Genomic DNA, 15,648 nt, shown 5'->3' on the forward strand with positions numbered 1-15,648 from the left:
CCGCGGGCGGCTTACAGCTTCGCGTCCATCTCCGCGATCTCGGAGCGCAACCACATCGTTTCCGACAGGTTGCGCCCGCCACTTTCGGCCAGCAGCGCCTCATGCGCGGCCTTGCGCACGGCAACCGCAGCCGCATTATCCGGCTCCGCGCCAAGCGCGATGTCTGTGAGGTGGATCGCTTCCAGCGCCGCGCCACCATCCAGCTTTTGCTGCGCGCGGGCGGCCAACCTGTCCGCTCCGCCAGCAAGCTCGACGAGGTCCGCATCGACGCTGCTGCGCGGCACGCAGTAAAGCGCGGTGGTGCCGTCCTCGTAATGCAGCCAGCCCGAATATTCGCGCCAGATCGATTTGACCGCCCAACTGGCCTTGCCGTGGAATTCACCGATCTCCAGCCCTTCGGGCCAGGCGAATTCGCGCATCAGGGTGTGGACGTCCCTGCCCGCCTTCATGCCTTCCAGCGTATAGTCGCGCACGTGCGATACGGCGGCATGCAGCTTGTCGAGATCGGCGCGGATGCGATCCTTGCCGACGATCGCCTCGCCATGCCCTGTCACGATGACCTCTGCCCCAAGGTCGCGGACGGTTTCCAGCGACTTGAGATAATTGCGCACCAGCCGCGGCTTGTCTCCCCGCAGGGTGTTCAGGAACGGCATCGACAGCCAGACCGGGCCGAAGACATTGCCGGTGAACGCGATCTTCTCCTTCGGCATCCAGACAGTGAGGTTGTCCACCGTCTCCCCTTCAGGCGTGGAGATCAGTTCGAAGGTCCGCCCGCCAATATCCAGCGTCAGGCGCCGATCGACGAGAATGTCGGGCACCACATGCGGCGGCGGCTTGGGCGTGGACCCGCGCTTGAGCGTCGAGCCCCAAAGCTTCCGGCTCCTTGGTCCGAAGAACGACTGAAGCCCGTTCATGTCGGCCAGCGCTTCGTTGAAGCCGGGGCCGCCGATGACCTGGGTGCCCTCCTCCACGAACTCCGGCAGCCCGCCATAATGATCGGCGTGGCTCTGGGTCAGGATCACGAAGGCGAGCGAGCCGGTGCGGTGCGGCGCCAGCAGGCGCTTCGTGCGCTCGGCATTGTCCATGAAGCCGGTGTTGACCATCACGTCGCCTTCAGCGGTGGTGACGAGGTAGGCGTTGGAAATGTCATTCGCCTGGAAGATGAAGTCAGTGACGCGGATCGCCTCTGCCTGTTCGTCGCCTGCACGCACCAGCCCCGCCAGCTTTGGGCCGGATTCCGACACGGCGTCTTTCACATCGCTCATTTCAATCCTCCTCAAAGCTGATCATGACCTTGGCGGACTGCGGGGTTGCCGCGATCTCCAGACCCTTCATCACGTCGCGGAACGGCAGCTTGTGGCTGATCATCGCGGCGATCTTGTCCTTGAGACGCGGCATGGCAGCGATCACATCCGGCATTTCGGTGGGATAGCCGAGAGCGGTGGTGATGGTCATCTCGCTGGTCAGCATGCGGCCCACCGGAAACTCCAGCGGCTTCATGTAAGCGGCGGTGATGACAAGGCGCGCGTGGAACTTCGCCATCATGATGACTTGCGTGAGGATGTTGGGCGCGCCTGCCGCATCGATAAAGGCATCGGTGCCGACGCCCACACGACCGTAGCTTGGCACTTCGCCGTGGAGGCGGGCCAGTTCCGCACGCAAGTCCACTTCGGCAGGGTTGAGCGCCGCCTGCACACCCAGCGCACGGGCACGTTCCAGCCGCTCTTCGGAAAGGTCCAGCGCAACAACATCCGTCACGCCGCGATCGATCAGCCACAGCAGCATGCCCAGCCCGATCGGCCCGCAACCGAACACCACCACCTTGTCGCCCGGCTTCACTTCTGCCCGGTTGACCCCGTGCATGGCGACGGCAAGCGGTTCGCACATGGCGGCCACGTCATAGTCGATGCCCTCGGGGATCGGCAGGATCGATTCGCCCAGCCGCGCCTCGCGCACCAGCAGTTCCTGCGTGAAGGCCCCTTCCGGCCCGCCCGATCCGATGTTGCTTGGCGTCATCATCGGGTTGACGATCACCGGATCGCCCACCGCGATGCCCGCCACGCCGGAGCCGACCTCCAGCACCTCGCCCGCGCCTTCATGCCCCAGCGCCGTCTCGGCTCCCGGCGGAATGCCGCCCATCTTGATGTAGGAGAGGTCTGAGCCGCAGATGCCCACCGACTTCATCCGCACGACGACATCCAGCGGCCCGGCCTGCGGGCGTTCATAAGCGTCGACGCGGACGTCGCCGACACCGTGGATCTTGAGCAGTTCCATTGCCTGTCTCCTTACGGCCGGACCATGTAGCCGCCGTCGATGGTGATCGTCTCACCCGTCATGAAGCTGCTGGCGTCCGAACACAGGTACGCGCCGATCCCTTCGAAGTCGGCGGGAAAGCCCGTGCGCTTCATCGGTATCGTTGGGGCAAAGTGCTGCGCGACAGCGTCGGCGCGGGCACCCTCGCCCATCATCGGGGTGATCACGAGCCCCGGCGCAACCACGTTGGCCCGGATGCCGAGCGGCGCCAGTTCGATCGCAAGGCAGCGTATCGCCGCGGCCACCGCTGCCTTGGACGATGCATATTCCATCTTGCCCGGCAGCCCCTGAAACAGCGAAAGCGAACCGCAGGCGACAAGGCTGCCGCCGCTTTCATCCCCCGCCTCGACACGCGCCTTCATCAGCCGCGCGCCTTCGCGCAAGGTGAAGAAGGCGCCATGAAGCGCGGTCTTCTGGAAATCGTACCAATGTTCGGTCGGCATCTCGAAGACCGAGTTGTAGCGCGGCGAGGCACCGGAATTGGCGAAGACGCAGTCCACACGGCCGAAATCCGCCATCACCGCATCGTAGCCGGCCACGATGTTCGCCTCTTCCGAAACGTCCACCTGATAGGCCACGACCTTGCCCGCACCTGCGGCTTCGAGTTCTGCCTTGGCCTTCGCGCTCTTTTCGGCGTTACGCGCCCAGATGGCCAGATCGCCGCCCATCCTGGCAACGCCCATCGCAAAGCCGAAGCCGATGCCGCCGTTACCGCCGGTCACCACGGTAACCTTGCCCGTGCAGTCGAACAGGCCATTCGCCATTCTTGTCTTCCTCTGTCCCAAGCCGTGCCGTCATCGCGGCATGTTCACCGGCGCGATGTTCTTCGGCCGGGCATTGCCGGGCAAGCGCGCCAGGCATAGAATTCCAGCCCTAACGTGGCGTCCGGGACATATTACGGTCAGCCTGATGGAGATGAGGATGATCGAGGCACACCGCCCCCGGATGTGCATCGATGCGCAGTTGGAGACGCGCGGGGTCACCGCGCAGATCGTGCGCTTCGACATTCCCGGACCGACCGATACCGTCCACGCCGTCGGCCGGGACTATCACGTCAACATGTGCCTTACGCCCCGTCCGCTCGAATCGCGGGGCGGCTATCGCCGGCGCTGGGGCCCACACCGGCTGGAACGGCTGGGCGACATCTTCGTGCTGCCTCCGGGCGAGGAACTGCACATCAAGGGCGGTTCCGGGCGGCAAGCCTCGTTGATCTGCACGATCGATGCGGACCTCGTTCACGACCTCCTTGGCCACGGGCTGGAATGGGACGATCCGCATCTGGCCGCCGCGCTCGACATCGGCAGCGCCCACATGCGCGCGCTGTTGTTTCGCATCACCGCCGAAGTGCGCCACCCCGGCCTTGCGGCGCAGCGGATGCTGGGCTTCCTTGGCGGGGAACTGGCGATCGAACTGGGCCGCCACTGCCTTGAGGTAGCCGAACGACCGATGACCGGCGGCCTGTCCGGCTGGCGCCTGCGGCTGATCGACGAGAGGCTTGCCGATGACCTTTCCGCTCCCTCTCTTGAGGAACTGGCGAAGCTATGCGCGCTCTCCGTGCGCCAGCTGACGCGCGGCTTTCGCGTCAGCCGCGCCTGTTCGATCGGAGACTATATCGAACAGCGCCGGATGGAAGCGGCCAAGCGGCTGCTGATGGAGGGGGAAAGCGTCAAGACCATCGCCTTCACCATGGGTTTTTCGTCTCCCTCCAGCTTCACCTTCGCCTTCCGCCGTACCGTGGGCACCAGCCCCAGCACGTTCCGACAGCGGCAGGGGCGCGTCCTGACCGAGCCTGTCGGGTCTTGACCCGAATTCGATAGAAGGTCCGGAATTGATCGGCCAACCGCGTTGCCAGCGCCCGGCATCGGCAGGTTATCTCATGCCCATGAAAGGTCGATCTATCGGCCGATGGGAAGAGGACAACCGCACCATGGCTACTACTGCCGCCGAACAGCTCGTACCCGATGCTCTGGTCGAACAGGCAATCCGCGAAACCGGGATCGACAGCTTCGACAACGATACCTGGCGCGAAGGTCTGGACGCATTCACCCGCTCCTTCAACGAAGGTATCGCCAGGGGCTGGATGAGCGAAGGCGGCATCGCCCGCGCCCGCAAGGACAGCGTCCACTGGCTGAGCGGACGCCTCAAGGTATCGCAATACCTGCGCGATAACCCCGAACTGCTGGCACGGCCGATCGAGCGGCCGGTCTTCGTCATGGGTGTGCCGCGCACCGGCACCACGTTGATGTCGAACCTGCTGGCCGCCGATCCCGCGCGCCGTTCGCCGCTGACCTGGGAAATCGACGATCCGGTGCCGCCCGTCACCTCGAACGCGATGCTCACCACCGATCCGCGCGCGGTGGAGCGGCTGGCGCAGGAAAAGGCAGCGCTGGAAGCCAATCCGGCCATGGGCAAGTATTATCGCGGTTCGGCGGTCTATCCCAATGAATGCGTGTTCTTCATGGCGCACGATTTCAAGACGCTGATGATCGAATCCAAGGGCAAGCTGCCGCTCTACAAGGACTTCATCTTCTCCTGCGACATGACCAGCTCGTACGAATACCACAAGAAGTTCCTGCAGGTGCTGCAGCAGCACACCACCGGAATCTGGAACGTCAAGAAGCCCAGCCATGCGCTGTGGCTGGAGACGATCTTCAAGGTCTATCCCGATGCCCGCGTGATCTGGACGCACCGCGATCCCTTCACGGCAACCGGATCGCTGTGCTCGATCATCTCGCTCAGCCACATGGGGCACATGGGCAAGGCGGACACCGAATGGCTGGCAGAAGACTACCCCTGGCAGGCGGCCGAACATGCCAACCGCATCATGGACTTCCGCGACAAGTACGGAGAGGACAAGATCATCGACGTCCACTACGCCGATCTCGTCGAAGATCCGGTAGCCGCCACGAAAAAAGTCTACGCCGCCCTTGGCGACGAATGGACTGCGCAGGCCGAAGCAGGCGTACAGCAGTGGGTGGACGATAACCCGCAGGACAAGTTCGGGCGCCACGAATACAAGCTGGCACAGTACGGGCTCTCCAAGGAAGCGCTGGAGCCGCTGTTTGAGCGCTACCTGTCGCGCTACGACATCGCGCGGGAGGGCTGATCGTGCTGGAGGGGCTGCACTACCAGAACGCGTACATCTGCGACGATCTGGAAGCGGGGATCGATCTGTTCCGCGGGCGCGGACTGGTGAAGGAGCCGACGATCATCCCCGTCGACCAGACAGTGCTGACACCCTCCGGCCCCAAACGCCAGAAGGGCCGCATCTGCTTCATCTGGATCGGCGATCTGCAGTACGAACTGATCGAGAACGAGATCGACGAAGTCGGCATCTATGCCAATTGCCTGTCGAATGGCGGCCCCTTGCGCTTCCATCACATCTGCTTCCGCGTGCCGGACTGGGCGGATTTTCGCGCGCGCGTGGACGCGCAGGATTTCCCCATCGCCATGGAGCGCGATCTGACCGGGGAGCCGGAAGGCGGGCTCAAGTTCCTCTACCTCGATGCACGCAAGGTGTTCGGGCACTACATCGAATATACCTCGATGCCCGAGGCGATGTGGCAGCACATCCGGGCGATGTAAGAAACGCCCTGCGCTGAGGCGTGGAGCTTCGACAGCCCCACGCCTCAGATGGATCGGCGCGCTACACTAGACCCGCTCGCCCTGAACTTGTCGATGGGCCTGCGCCCCCACTTCTCCATAAAGCGTCGTGCGCTGGTACAGCCGGCGTCCGACGCTTTCGGCTGCGGCGCGCATGTCCGCCACTTCGGCCAGTTGCCCGTGCGATGCCCCGGCCGCGCGGCTGATGCTTTCGTCCATCAGCACCCCGCCAAGGTCATTCGCACCCGCAGCCAGCACGGCCGCCGCGCCATCCATGCCCAGCTTGACCCATGACACCTGGATGGAGCTGATCGCCCCGTGCAGCGCAAGCCGCGCCACTGCATGCATCATCACCGCCTCGCGCCAGGTCGGTCCCTTGCGGCACTGGCCTTTGCGATAGAACGGCGCCTCCATGTGGACCAGCGGCAGGGGCACGAATTCGGTTATGCCGCCGGTGTCGAACTGCAGGTTGCGCAGTGCCAGCAAGTGCCGCGCCCAGTGCAGCGGGCTTTCAAGGTGGCCGAACATGATCGTCGATGTCGTCGGCAAACCGACCCGGTGCGCCGCGCCTACCACATCGAGCCATTCGCCGGTCGTCAGCTTGTCCGGGCAGATCTGTTGTCGGATATCGTCGCACAGGATTTCCGCCGCCGTGCCGGGCAGCGATCCCAGCCCGGCATCGCGCAGCATGGAAAGATAGTCCGAAACCGGCATCCCCAGCGTCCGCGCACCCTGACTGACCTCCAGCGGGGAAAAGGCATGGACGTGAAGATCTGGGCAGGCATCCTTCACCGCGCGCAGGATCGAAAGGTACGTGTCCCCCGTGTAGCGCGGGTGAATGCCGCCCTGCAGGCACACCTCGGTCGCCCCGCGCGCCACCGCCTCACGCGCCCTGCCGGCAATCTCCTCAAGATCGAGGTCATAGGGCTTGTCGCGATAGCCGGCCTTGCTGCTGGTCTTCGAAAAGGCGCAGAACGAACAGGCGTGAGTGCAGATGTTGGTATAGTTGATATTGCGATTGACCACGTAAGTGACGGCATCGCCGCGAACTTCGGCGCGCAAGGCATCGGCAGCTTCCACCACCGCCTGCGCCGCAGCCCCGCGCGTAGCGAAAAGTGCCGCGATCTCATCTTCGGCCAGCGTAATACCGCTTGCCGCACGATCGAGGATACGGTGCAGCCGCAAGGCCACCGGCCCTTCGTGGCGAACGCCCAGCGGCGCGTGAACCGTGCCGGGTGCGCGGTCCGCTACGCCCGGACTCCACCGGCTGTCACGCCCAAGCCACTCCGCATCGGCAAGTCGCAGCACCGAAGGGCGTATCGCAGGATCAAGCCAGCCGTTTTCCCCGACAAAGCGAGGATAGACCGTCAGGCGTTCCACCAACGGCAATCCTGCGCGCGCGCAGACCGCTTCCAGTCGCGCGATCTCCGGCCAGGGCGCTTCCGGGTTCACGTGGTCAAGCGTCACCGGGGAAATACCGCCCCAGTCGTCGATCCCGGCATCGATCAGTTCGACCAGTCGCTCATCGTTGAGGTTGGGCGGGGCCTGCACCGACACCTCACCGGGCAGCACGATACGCGCGGCGGCGATGGTGCGCAGGAAATCCGCCTCGCTCGCCTCAATCGCTCCGGACATCTTCGTGCCGGGCTTGGGGCAGAAATTCTGGACGATGACTTCCTGCAGGTGCCCATGCGCCTTATGCAGATCACGCAAGGCAAGCAGCGCCTCGATCCGTTCGCGCGCAGTTTCGCCAATGCCGATGAGCACGCCGCTGGTGGTCGGCACCCGCGCCCGCCCGGCTGCCGCCAGCGAGGCGATCCGCACCGCGGGCACCTTGTCCGGCGAACCGTGATGGCACATGCCCTTGTCCAGCAGATGCTCCGATGTGCTCTCCAGCATCAGGCCGACCGACGCCGCGACGGGGCGCAGCATTGCCCAGTCGTCCTCGTCCAGCACGCCGGCATTGACGTGCGGCAGCAGCCCGGTTTCGCTGAGCACCCGACCAGCGCAATGGCGCACGTAATCGATGGTGCGCGAAAAGCCCCGCGCCTCCAGCCATTCACGCGCCACTGCGTAGCGGCGTTCGGGTGCGTCTCCGAGGGTGAACAGCGCTTCCCTGCACCCCGCCGCCGCCCCGGCGCGGGCGATCTCAAGCACCTCTTCCTCGTCCAGATATGGGGCCTGAAGCCGCGAGGGCGTGGTCGCGAACGTGCAGTAGTGACACACGTCCGCGCAAAGGCGGGTCAGCGGGATGAAGACCTTGCGTGAATAAGTCATCCGCGCCGGGGTCAGCGGTCCGAAACGGTCGTCACGCCGCGCCCGCGCCTCGCCAAGCAGGTCATCGAGGGGCGTGGAAAGGAGTCGGGTTATCAGTGCGTCATCGTCGCGTGCCATGGTCATCCTGTCTCGATACCGGCTGCGATCAGTGCTACGCGCGCAAGCCTCTCCCGGTCACCGGCGTGGCACATGACTGTTGGACAAACGGTGACCGAAAGGCCCCTGTCCCGCAAGCCCCCCACGTCAGCAGCATCGGCCTCGTCGATGATGAGATGGTCAAGAAGATCGCCGTAGTGATCGGCAATGGACGCGTTGGAAACGGGCCGCCCCAGTTCCCCCAGCAGCTTGCCCAGCGGCCCTTTCAGCGATGCTCCACCCACCAGCGGCGACACCGCCACCACCGGCACGCGCCGCCCGGCCAGAGCACTGCGCACACCGTCGAGACTGAGGATCGGATCCACGCTGAGGTACGGATTCGAGGGACAAACGACGATCGCGCCAAGGTCTTCACGCGCCAGTGCAGCCGCGAAGGCAGGCGACGGTACTGCGTCCGAAGCGCCTTCAAATCGTACGCCTGTCGCCACCGGACGGCACTGCTCGGCAACGAAGTAGCGCTGGAAATCCAGCCACCCCTGCGCAGTGCCGATCTGCGTGCGAACGGGGGCATCGCTCATGGGAACTATCGCGTGCGCGATACCCAGCTCGCCGGTCAGCCGCGCTGTCACTTGTGACAAGGTATCGCCCGCGCGCAGCCGCCACGAACGGGCGATATGCATGCCCATGTCGCGGTCGCCCAGATTGAACCAGTCCGCTTCGCCCAGCGCGCGCAGCATGGCCATGGCCTGCCACGTCTCATCCTTCACGCCCCAACCGCGCACGGTGTCGTTCAGGCCCGCCAGCGCATAAGTCACCGAATCGATATCCGGGCAGATAGTCAGGCCCAGATGTTCGAAATCGTCGCCGGTATTGACCACCAGCGTCAGGTCATCCGGCGAAAGGACTGCGGCCAGCCCTGCGGCCAGCTTGGCACCGCCGACACCACCGCTGAGGGCAAGGACATGGCGGCTCATCGGAACATGTCCTGTTCCACCGGCCGCAAGCCGCTGACCGCGCCGGCGCCGTCATCCCCGCACACCCACCGCGACGCGCCGCGCACGATGGCGACCGGCGTGCCTTCATCCCCCTCGCCCATCGCCAGCGACGCCATCGCCGCGATCGAGTCCGCCACGGCGATCACCGTCGCCTGCAAGGTGCGCCCGTAAAGGTCCACGCCCTGCCCGCGCCGATCCTCAAGCACCACAAGTCCCGCGCAGCCGATGGCCGTGCCAACGGTGCCGATGCGCCAGGCGCGCCCCATGGAATCCGCGATCACCACGCCCACCCGCGCACCGCTGACCCTGACCAGATCGGCGCGCAGCCGCCTTGCCGAAGCGTCAGGATCGACCGGCCAGAGCAGCACCGTTCCCTCGTCTCCGCCCGCGACGTTGCTGGCATCGATACCCGCATTGGCAAGCACGTGGCCGGTGCGATGCCGGGCGATGATCGCCGCGGGATGAGGACGCATGATTTCCGCGCTCTCATCCAGGATCGCCTGCGCCATGCCCGGATCGCGGCCCGTCCGCCGGGCCAGTGCCTGCGCCTGCTCCCCCGGTTCCAGAGAGGCCAGATCGACCGTGCGCCCTTCCACCTTGGAGACGATCTTCTGCGCGATCACACAGATATCGCCATCGCGTAAGCTGTCCCCCGTATCTGCAAGAGCCCTGCAAATGGCTTGCGCAATCGGCTGCCCCACGGCGAACATGGGCAATCCCGGCAGCGGCCGCACGGTAAGTTCCTGAACGGTGTTCATCCTGTTCTCCCGAACGCCACTGTACGGCTGCCGCCGACGACGACAATCGCAAGATGCGAAACTTCGCGGGAGAGATAAAGGCATGGCAAGTATCGCAGTCATCGGCGGCACCGGGGCTCTCGGCAAAGGCATCGCCCGCCGGCTGGTGGCGGCAGGGCACCAAGTAACGATCGGTTCGCGCTCAGCCGAAAAGGCGCAGGCGACGGCCGACGAACTTGGCGCGGCAGGGTACGCGGCCAACGCCGATGCGGCGCAAGGCAAGGACATCGTGATCGTTACCGTGCCCCACGCATCGCAGGGCGACACGCTGGCGCAGATCCGCGACCGGGTTGGCGATGCGGTGGTGGTGGACACCACCGTCCCGCTCGTCCCGCCCAAGGTCATGCGCGTCCAGCTTCCCGCCGAAGGCAGCGCCGCAGCACAGGCCCGCGCCCACCTTGAGCCGGATGCGCGACTGGTGACCGCGTTCCACAACGTTTCGGCCCATCACCTCGATTCCGACCACGCGATCGACTGCGACGTGCTGGTATTCTCGGACGACGTTGCCGCACGCCAGACGGTGGTTGACCTGTGCCCCGGCATGGGCCTGCGCGGTCTGTCGGGTGGTGCGCTTGCCAACTCGGCCGCGGCAGAGGCGCTGACCTCGATCCTCATCTACATGAACAAGACTTACAAGGCGGACGGTGCCGGTATCCGCTTTACCAACCTTGCCGAAGCACCGGCGATCCCGTGACCATCTGGGCGCTCATCCCGATCAAGGAGCAGGGGCGCGGCAAGACCCGGCTCGCCCCTGTCCTGTCGCCGCAGGAGCGCGACGAGCTTGTCGAAGCGATGCTGGGGCGGGTGACGGCTGCGACGCAGGCGGTGGTAGCGCGCACGATCCTGCTCGGCCCGGCGCGCGGCCACTTTGCCGCCATCACCGATACCGGAGATGGCCTAAACGCCGCGCTCGACAAGGCGCTGGCATCCATCGTGAACGGCGGCAGCGCGCCTGCGCGCCTGCTTGTCATCGCCGGTGACCTGCCCACGCTAACCGCCGATGAAGTGCGCACGCTGGCCGCGCTGCCTGCCGGAACGATCGGCATCGCCACCGACCGGCACAGCACCGGCACGAACGCGCTGTCGCTGCCCTTGCCTGAGGCTGCAGGCTTTCGTTTCCACTACGGCACCAGTAGCGCGGCGCTGCATCGCAAGGCTGCGCAGGCGCTTGGGTTGAACGCGGTGACGATCACCTTGCCGGGTCTGGCGAAAGATATAGACGATCCATCCGACCTGAAGGATGCTGAACTTACATTCGCATTGGCGAACTGATCGAAGAGGCCGCATACGGCCCGGCGATGGAGAGGCAAGTGCAGGCAAGCGACATCGACCTGACCGGACAGGTGGTCTTCGTAACCGGCGGCGGCGGCGGGATCGGCCGCGCTATCGCGCTGTGCATGGCGGACATGGGTGCCGATGTCGGGATTATCGACGCCATCCCCGAACGGTGCGAGCAAGTCACCCGGCTGGTCGAGGCGCGCGGCCGCAGGGCGCTGTGCATCCCCGGCAACGTGATGGACGTAGAGGTGCTGCAAGATGCGATCTCACGCACGGCAGACACTTTCGGGCGGCTCGACGTGCTGGTGAACAACGCTGGCGGCGTAACGCGGCGCGGGTTCCTGGACCTTGCCGAGAAGAACTGGCGGCGGCACATCGACCTCAATCTCGTCAGCAACCTTGCCGCGACGCAGGCGGCAGTGACGGTGATGATCGCAGGTGGGCGCGGCGGGGCCATCGTCAACGTCACCAGCATCGAGGCGAGCCGCGCGGCGCCCGGCTATGCGGTCTATGCCGCATGCAAGGCGGGGATCAACAACCTGACACGCACCCTTGCCCTGGAGTTTGCGGAGCACGGCATTCGCGTGAACACCATTGCCCCCGATTACACGGTAACACCGGGAACGCGCGGGCAGTTCACCGGCCCGGTAGACGAATCCGCGTGGTTCCAGCCCAGCCCCGCGCAAGTCGAAGGCATCCGCAAGCGCATCCCCGCAGGGCGCGCCGGGATCGATGAGGAATGCGGCCGCGTGGCGGTGTTCCTCGCCTCGCCCATGGCCAGCTACGTGACGGGCACGATCATCCCCGTCGATGGCGGCTCATGGGCATCCGGCGGCTGGGTGCGCAACCGCGACGACGCATGGGTGCTCCCGCCCGAAGTCACCGAATAACCGCAGATCGAAAACGAGAGAGCGATGACCTTCACCCTCAGCACCAGCCTGCCCTTCGACCATATCGACAAGCCACAGGAATGGGGCACCATGGAAGCGCTGCATCAGATCGCGAAAGCGGTGGAGGCAGCGGGCTTTTATGCAGGCACGGTCACGGATCATCCGGTGCCCTCCTCGCGCTGGCTCGACAACGGCGGGCACTATGCGCAGGACCCCTTCGTCATGCTTTCGATGCTGGGCGCCGCCACGACCACGCTGCGGCTTCAGACCAACATCCTTGTCCTGCCCTATCGCAACCCGTTCATCACCGCGCGCGCGGTTTCCAGCCTCGATCATTTCACTGGCGGGCGCGTGATCCTTGGCCTTGGCGCGGGGTACATGAAGGCGGAATACAAGGCGCTCGGCGTGGATTTCGACAGCCGAAACGACATCATGGACGAATACATGAAGGCCATGAAGCTGGCCTGGACCGGAAAGGATTTCACGTTCGAGGGCAACGGCTACACGGCGCTGGGCAATCGCGTGCTGCCCACGCCCGCGCAGCTACCACATCCACCGCTTCTGGTGGGCGGAAATTCCAGGCGCGCGCTTCGCCGTGCGGTGGAACTGGGTGATGCCTGGCACCCCTTCTTCGTGCCCAAGGCAGTAACCGATACCGCCCGCACCGCGAACCTTGAAGGGGATGACGATATTCTTGCCGCCATCGCCTACATGGCCGCGCATTGCGAAAAGGTGGGGCGCGAAACCCCACCCAAAGTCATCGCCTCATCGACGTATTCGGTAAAGGCCGGCTGGAATGCGCAGGAAGCGCTGGACCATTTCGCCAACCTCAAGTCGCTCGGCGTCGATGGTTCCGGCGCGACGATCTACACCGATACGCGCGCCGAATATCTGGAACAGGCGCAAAAGTTCGGCGAAGACGTCATCGCGAAGATCGATTTCTGACGCGCCGGGCCAGAACCTCAGGTTCCGGGCCTGAGGTTCCGGACCTGCGGTTCTGCCGCTGGCTCTCAGCCCTGAACCGCCGCCAGCGCTTCGTGGAACGCGCGGATGGCCGCTTCCTCGTCGCCGTTCCACACCGCACCCGATACAGCCAGGAAATCCGCGCCCGCACGGACAAGATCGCCGCAATTGTCGGGGGTGATACCGCCGATGGCAACGCAGGGAATCTCGAAGATCGACTGCCACCATTCCAGCAGATCAAGCCCGGCAACGTGCTTGGTCACTTTCGTCGTGGTCGGAAAGAACGCCCCGAACGCGACATAGTCCGCCCCGTTGTCCCCCGCTTCCATGGCAAGATGGCGGCTGTTGTTGCAGGTCACGCCGATCTGCGCATCGCGGCCCAGCGCCTGACGCGCTTCTTCTACCGTGCCGTCTTCCTGCCCCAGATGCACGCCGTCTGCGCCCAGACGCTTGGCAAGGCTGATCGAATCGTTGACGATGAAGGCCACTTCGCGATCCGCGCAGATCTTCTGCAACGGCTCTGCCAGACGCGCCGCTTCGTGCTGGTCCACGTCCTTCACGCGGAACTGGAAAGCCGCGACCTGCCCGGCGTCGAGCGCGCGTGCAAGGCGTTCCGGGAATGCCCCGCCAACGTCGAGCGGCGAGATCAGGTAAAGCTGCGTGGGTTCGCGCGGAATGTCGGCTTCGTCGTTCATGCCGAACGCTCTAGCCGCGCAAAGGCGCTACGCCAAGTCACCCGGAGCCATGTCGTTACCCACGTTCGGGAACCATTCAGGCGCAGGCGTGTTGCATCGCGGGTCATGAGGATCCCCCTAGCGCTCGCCCTGACGGGTGCCGCCCTTTCCGGCTGCACCGTGATACCCCCCGCCGATCCGGCCCGGATGCAATCGTATACCCCGGCCTATCCGCAAGCGGGCGCGCCGGCGCAACAGCCCGCACCGCCGCCCATGGCCCCGCCAGCAGCACAAACGCAGGCACCCGCCTATGCCGGCCCCGCGGTGACCCCGCCTTATGCGCCGGTACAGAGCCCGGTACAGAGCCCGGTACAGAGCAATGCGCCTGCGTCCGAACTCCCCCCCGCAACGCCGCAGCCGCCGCTGACTTATGCCACGCTTGGCCAGACGGTGACCGTCGGAGGGCCGCGCATCACCCCGGTTGCCGTGCTGGAAGACAGCCGCTGCCCCATGAACGCCCGCTGCGTCTGGGCCGGGCAGGTCCGCCTGCGCGTGCGTGTCGAAAGCGGTCGCGGCGGCGAGGTGGAGGTAACGTCAGGCAAGCCCGTGACGGTGGCGGACGGCACGCTCGAACTGGTTGACGTCAGGCCCGACAAGGTCGCGGGCGGCGACAATCACGGCACCGTCGCGCAATCCGCCTATCGTTTCGGCTTCCGCTTCATGGGCGGGTACTGATCGCACGAAAAAGGCGGCGCCCTTTCGAGCGCCGCCTTCATCATGTTTCGTGCAGAAAGGCTCAGGCTGCAGCGGCAGCTTCCGCCTTTTGCGTCGAACCGGCGTAGATCTCGTCGATCGCTTCGCCGAGTGCGGCGTCGAATTCGGCGTCGCTCATCTGCGAGCGCAGGTCCGAAAGCAACGCGCGGCTGAAGCTGGCGATAATGCCCTTGTTCTTTGCCAGTTCGGCGCAGGCATCGGTACGCGAATAGCCGCCCGAAAGCGCCACCACGCGCAGCACCTTGGGGTGATCGACCAGCGCATCGAAAGTGCCCGGCACGATCGGCAGCGAAAGCTTGAGCATCACCTTCTGCCCCTCGGGCAGCGCATCAAGGTTTTCGAGGATCGCGGCAAGGAGCAGCTTGTCGCACTCCGCACGGGTTTCGCTCTTGATGTTCACTTCGGGCTCGATGATCGGCATCATCCCGTGCGACAGCACTTGCGCACCGATCGCAAACTGCTGCTTGACGACCGCCGCGATACCTTCGGCATTGGCCGAATTGATGACCGAACGTTCCTTGGTGCCGTAGACGCCCAGCGCCTTCGAACGGGCAAGCAGTTCGTCCAGCGTCGGCATCGGCTTCATCATCTGAACGCCGTTGGCCTCATCCTCCAGGCCCTTGTCGATCTTGATGAAGGGGACCACGCCCTTGGCGATCAGCGCCTGCGGGGTCGGCACGCCGTCGACGGTGCCGTCCATGGTGCGTTCGAACAGGATCGCACCGATGACCTTCTCCCCGGTGAAAGCCTTCGACGAAATGATCCGCGCGCGCATTTCGTGGATCAGGCCGAACATCTCCTCCTCGTTCGACCAGGCACCTTCCTCGATACCGTAACCCTTCAGCGCCTTGGGCGTCGAACCGCCGCTCTGGTCGAGTGCGGCGATAAAGCCGTCACCATCAGCTATCTTGGCCGTCATTTCCGAATACTGCATGGTTTCTCCTCCTGAGTTGTTCGGCAACTTGAAATCAAGCCTACGCTGCGCTCC

At 65.0% G+C, this 15,648-nt stretch carries 16 protein-coding genes; 8 read left to right on the top strand and 8 right to left on the bottom strand.

Annotation, left to right across the window (positions count from 1 at the left end; genetic code table 11):
* Nucleotides 1-11 precede the first annotated feature (11 nt).
* The 3 genes from A8V01_RS05780 to A8V01_RS05790 are packed head-to-tail and all read right to left on the bottom strand — an operon-like array spanning nucleotide 12 to nucleotide 3,077.
* Nucleotides 12-1,265, bottom strand: a complete 1,254-nt coding sequence (locus A8V01_RS05780; protein ID WP_103094982.1) for an MBL fold metallo-hydrolase — start codon at nucleotides 1,263-1,265, stop codon at nucleotides 12-14.
* A gap of 1 nt (nucleotide 1,266) precedes the next feature.
* A complete protein-coding gene (locus A8V01_RS05785; RefSeq protein ID WP_103094983.1) occupies nucleotides 1,267-2,274 on the bottom strand; it encodes a zinc-dependent alcohol dehydrogenase in 1,008 nt (335 codons plus the stop codon).
* Nucleotides 2,275-2,285: 11 nt separating this feature from the next.
* Complete coding sequence (locus A8V01_RS05790; protein WP_103094984.1) at nucleotides 2,286-3,077, bottom strand: SDR family NAD(P)-dependent oxidoreductase; 792 nt, start codon at nucleotides 3,075-3,077, stop codon at nucleotides 2,286-2,288.
* A gap of 157 nt (nucleotides 3,078-3,234) precedes the next feature.
* On the opposite strand from A8V01_RS05790, the gene A8V01_RS05795 reads away from it, so the two are divergent.
* From A8V01_RS05795 to A8V01_RS05805, 3 genes are all read left to right on the top strand, one after another.
* Nucleotides 3,235-4,116, top strand: coding sequence for a helix-turn-helix transcriptional regulator (locus A8V01_RS05795; RefSeq protein WP_103095067.1), 882 nt, complete (start codon nucleotides 3,235-3,237; stop codon nucleotides 4,114-4,116).
* A gap of 124 nt (nucleotides 4,117-4,240) precedes the next feature.
* A complete protein-coding gene (locus A8V01_RS05800; protein ID WP_103095068.1) occupies nucleotides 4,241-5,419 on the top strand; it encodes a sulfotransferase family protein in 1,179 nt (392 codons plus the stop codon).
* Nucleotides 5,420-5,421: 2 nt separating this feature from the next.
* Nucleotides 5,422-5,898 (top strand): VOC family protein, encoded by a 477-nt coding sequence (locus A8V01_RS05805; RefSeq protein WP_103094985.1) that lies wholly within the window; start codon nucleotides 5,422-5,424, stop codon nucleotides 5,896-5,898.
* A 66-nt stretch (nucleotides 5,899-5,964) separates the two neighbouring features.
* Here A8V01_RS05805 and cofH read toward each other — a convergent pair whose 3' ends face one another.
* Genes cofH through cofE form a run of 3 tightly spaced genes read right to left on the bottom strand, consistent with a single transcriptional unit; the run spans nucleotide 5,965 to nucleotide 10,042 of the window.
* The gene (gene cofH, locus A8V01_RS05810) at nucleotides 5,965-8,310 is read right to left on the bottom strand and encodes a 5-amino-6-(D-ribitylamino)uracil--L-tyrosine 4-hydroxyphenyl transferase CofH (RefSeq protein ID WP_103094986.1); all 2,346 of its coding nucleotides are present in this window, start codon (nucleotides 8,308-8,310) and stop codon (nucleotides 5,965-5,967) included.
* A 2-nt stretch (nucleotides 8,311-8,312) separates the two neighbouring features.
* Nucleotides 8,313-9,263 carry a 2-phospho-L-lactate transferase gene (cofD, locus tag A8V01_RS05815; RefSeq protein WP_103094987.1) on the bottom strand — a complete coding sequence of 317 codons (951 nt, stop codon included), beginning with the start codon at nucleotides 9,261-9,263 and terminating at the stop codon, nucleotides 8,313-8,315.
* Entirely contained in the window at nucleotides 9,260-10,042 is a 783-nt protein-coding gene (gene cofE / locus A8V01_RS05820; protein ID WP_103094988.1) for a coenzyme F420-0:L-glutamate ligase, read from the bottom strand. The genes cofD and cofE overlap by 4 nt, the downstream gene beginning before the upstream one ends.
* A gap of 82 nt (nucleotides 10,043-10,124) precedes the next feature.
* Between cofE and npdG the strand changes: the two genes are divergently transcribed.
* From npdG to A8V01_RS05840, 4 genes are read left to right on the top strand one after another with little or no spacing between them, the layout of a single operon-like run.
* On the top strand, nucleotides 10,125-10,775 hold the full coding sequence (npdG, locus tag A8V01_RS05825) for an NADPH-dependent F420 reductase (RefSeq protein ID WP_103094989.1): 651 nt from the start codon (nucleotides 10,125-10,127) through the stop codon (nucleotides 10,773-10,775).
* Nucleotides 10,772-11,353: a 2-phospho-L-lactate guanylyltransferase gene (cofC, locus tag A8V01_RS05830; protein WP_103094990.1), complete on the top strand. Its 582-nt coding sequence runs from the start codon at nucleotides 10,772-10,774 to the stop codon at nucleotides 11,351-11,353. The genes npdG and cofC overlap by 4 nt, the downstream gene beginning before the upstream one ends.
* Nucleotides 11,354-11,391: 38 nt before the next feature.
* Nucleotides 11,392-12,249 (top strand): SDR family NAD(P)-dependent oxidoreductase, encoded by an 858-nt coding sequence (locus A8V01_RS05835; RefSeq protein ID WP_245892345.1) that lies wholly within the window; start codon nucleotides 11,392-11,394, stop codon nucleotides 12,247-12,249.
* 24 nt (nucleotides 12,250-12,273) lie between these two features.
* Nucleotides 12,274-13,194, top strand: coding sequence for a TIGR03619 family F420-dependent LLM class oxidoreductase (locus A8V01_RS05840; protein WP_103094992.1), 921 nt, complete (start codon nucleotides 12,274-12,276; stop codon nucleotides 13,192-13,194).
* Nucleotides 13,195-13,259: 65 nt separating this feature from the next.
* On the opposite strand, the gene thiE is transcribed toward A8V01_RS05840, so the two are convergent.
* Entirely contained in the window at nucleotides 13,260-13,907 is a 648-nt protein-coding gene (thiE, locus tag A8V01_RS05845; protein ID WP_103094993.1) for a thiamine phosphate synthase, read from the bottom strand.
* A gap of 105 nt (nucleotides 13,908-14,012) precedes the next feature.
* Here thiE and A8V01_RS05850 point away from each other — a divergent pair, with 105 nt between their 5' ends.
* Entirely contained in the window at nucleotides 14,013-14,621 is a 609-nt protein-coding gene (locus A8V01_RS05850) for a hypothetical protein (protein ID WP_245892346.1), read from the top strand.
* A gap of 61 nt (nucleotides 14,622-14,682) precedes the next feature.
* On the opposite strand, the gene A8V01_RS05855 is transcribed toward A8V01_RS05850, so the two are convergent.
* The gene (locus tag A8V01_RS05855; protein WP_103094994.1) at nucleotides 14,683-15,594 is read right to left on the bottom strand and encodes a fructose bisphosphate aldolase; all 912 of its coding nucleotides are present in this window, start codon (nucleotides 15,592-15,594) and stop codon (nucleotides 14,683-14,685) included.
* Nucleotides 15,595-15,648 lie beyond the last annotated feature (54 nt).

Origin of the sequence: Novosphingobium guangzhouense (assembly GCF_002896965.1) — a bacterium.
Lineage (GTDB): Bacteria > Pseudomonadota > Alphaproteobacteria > Sphingomonadales > Sphingomonadaceae > Novosphingobium > Novosphingobium guangzhouense.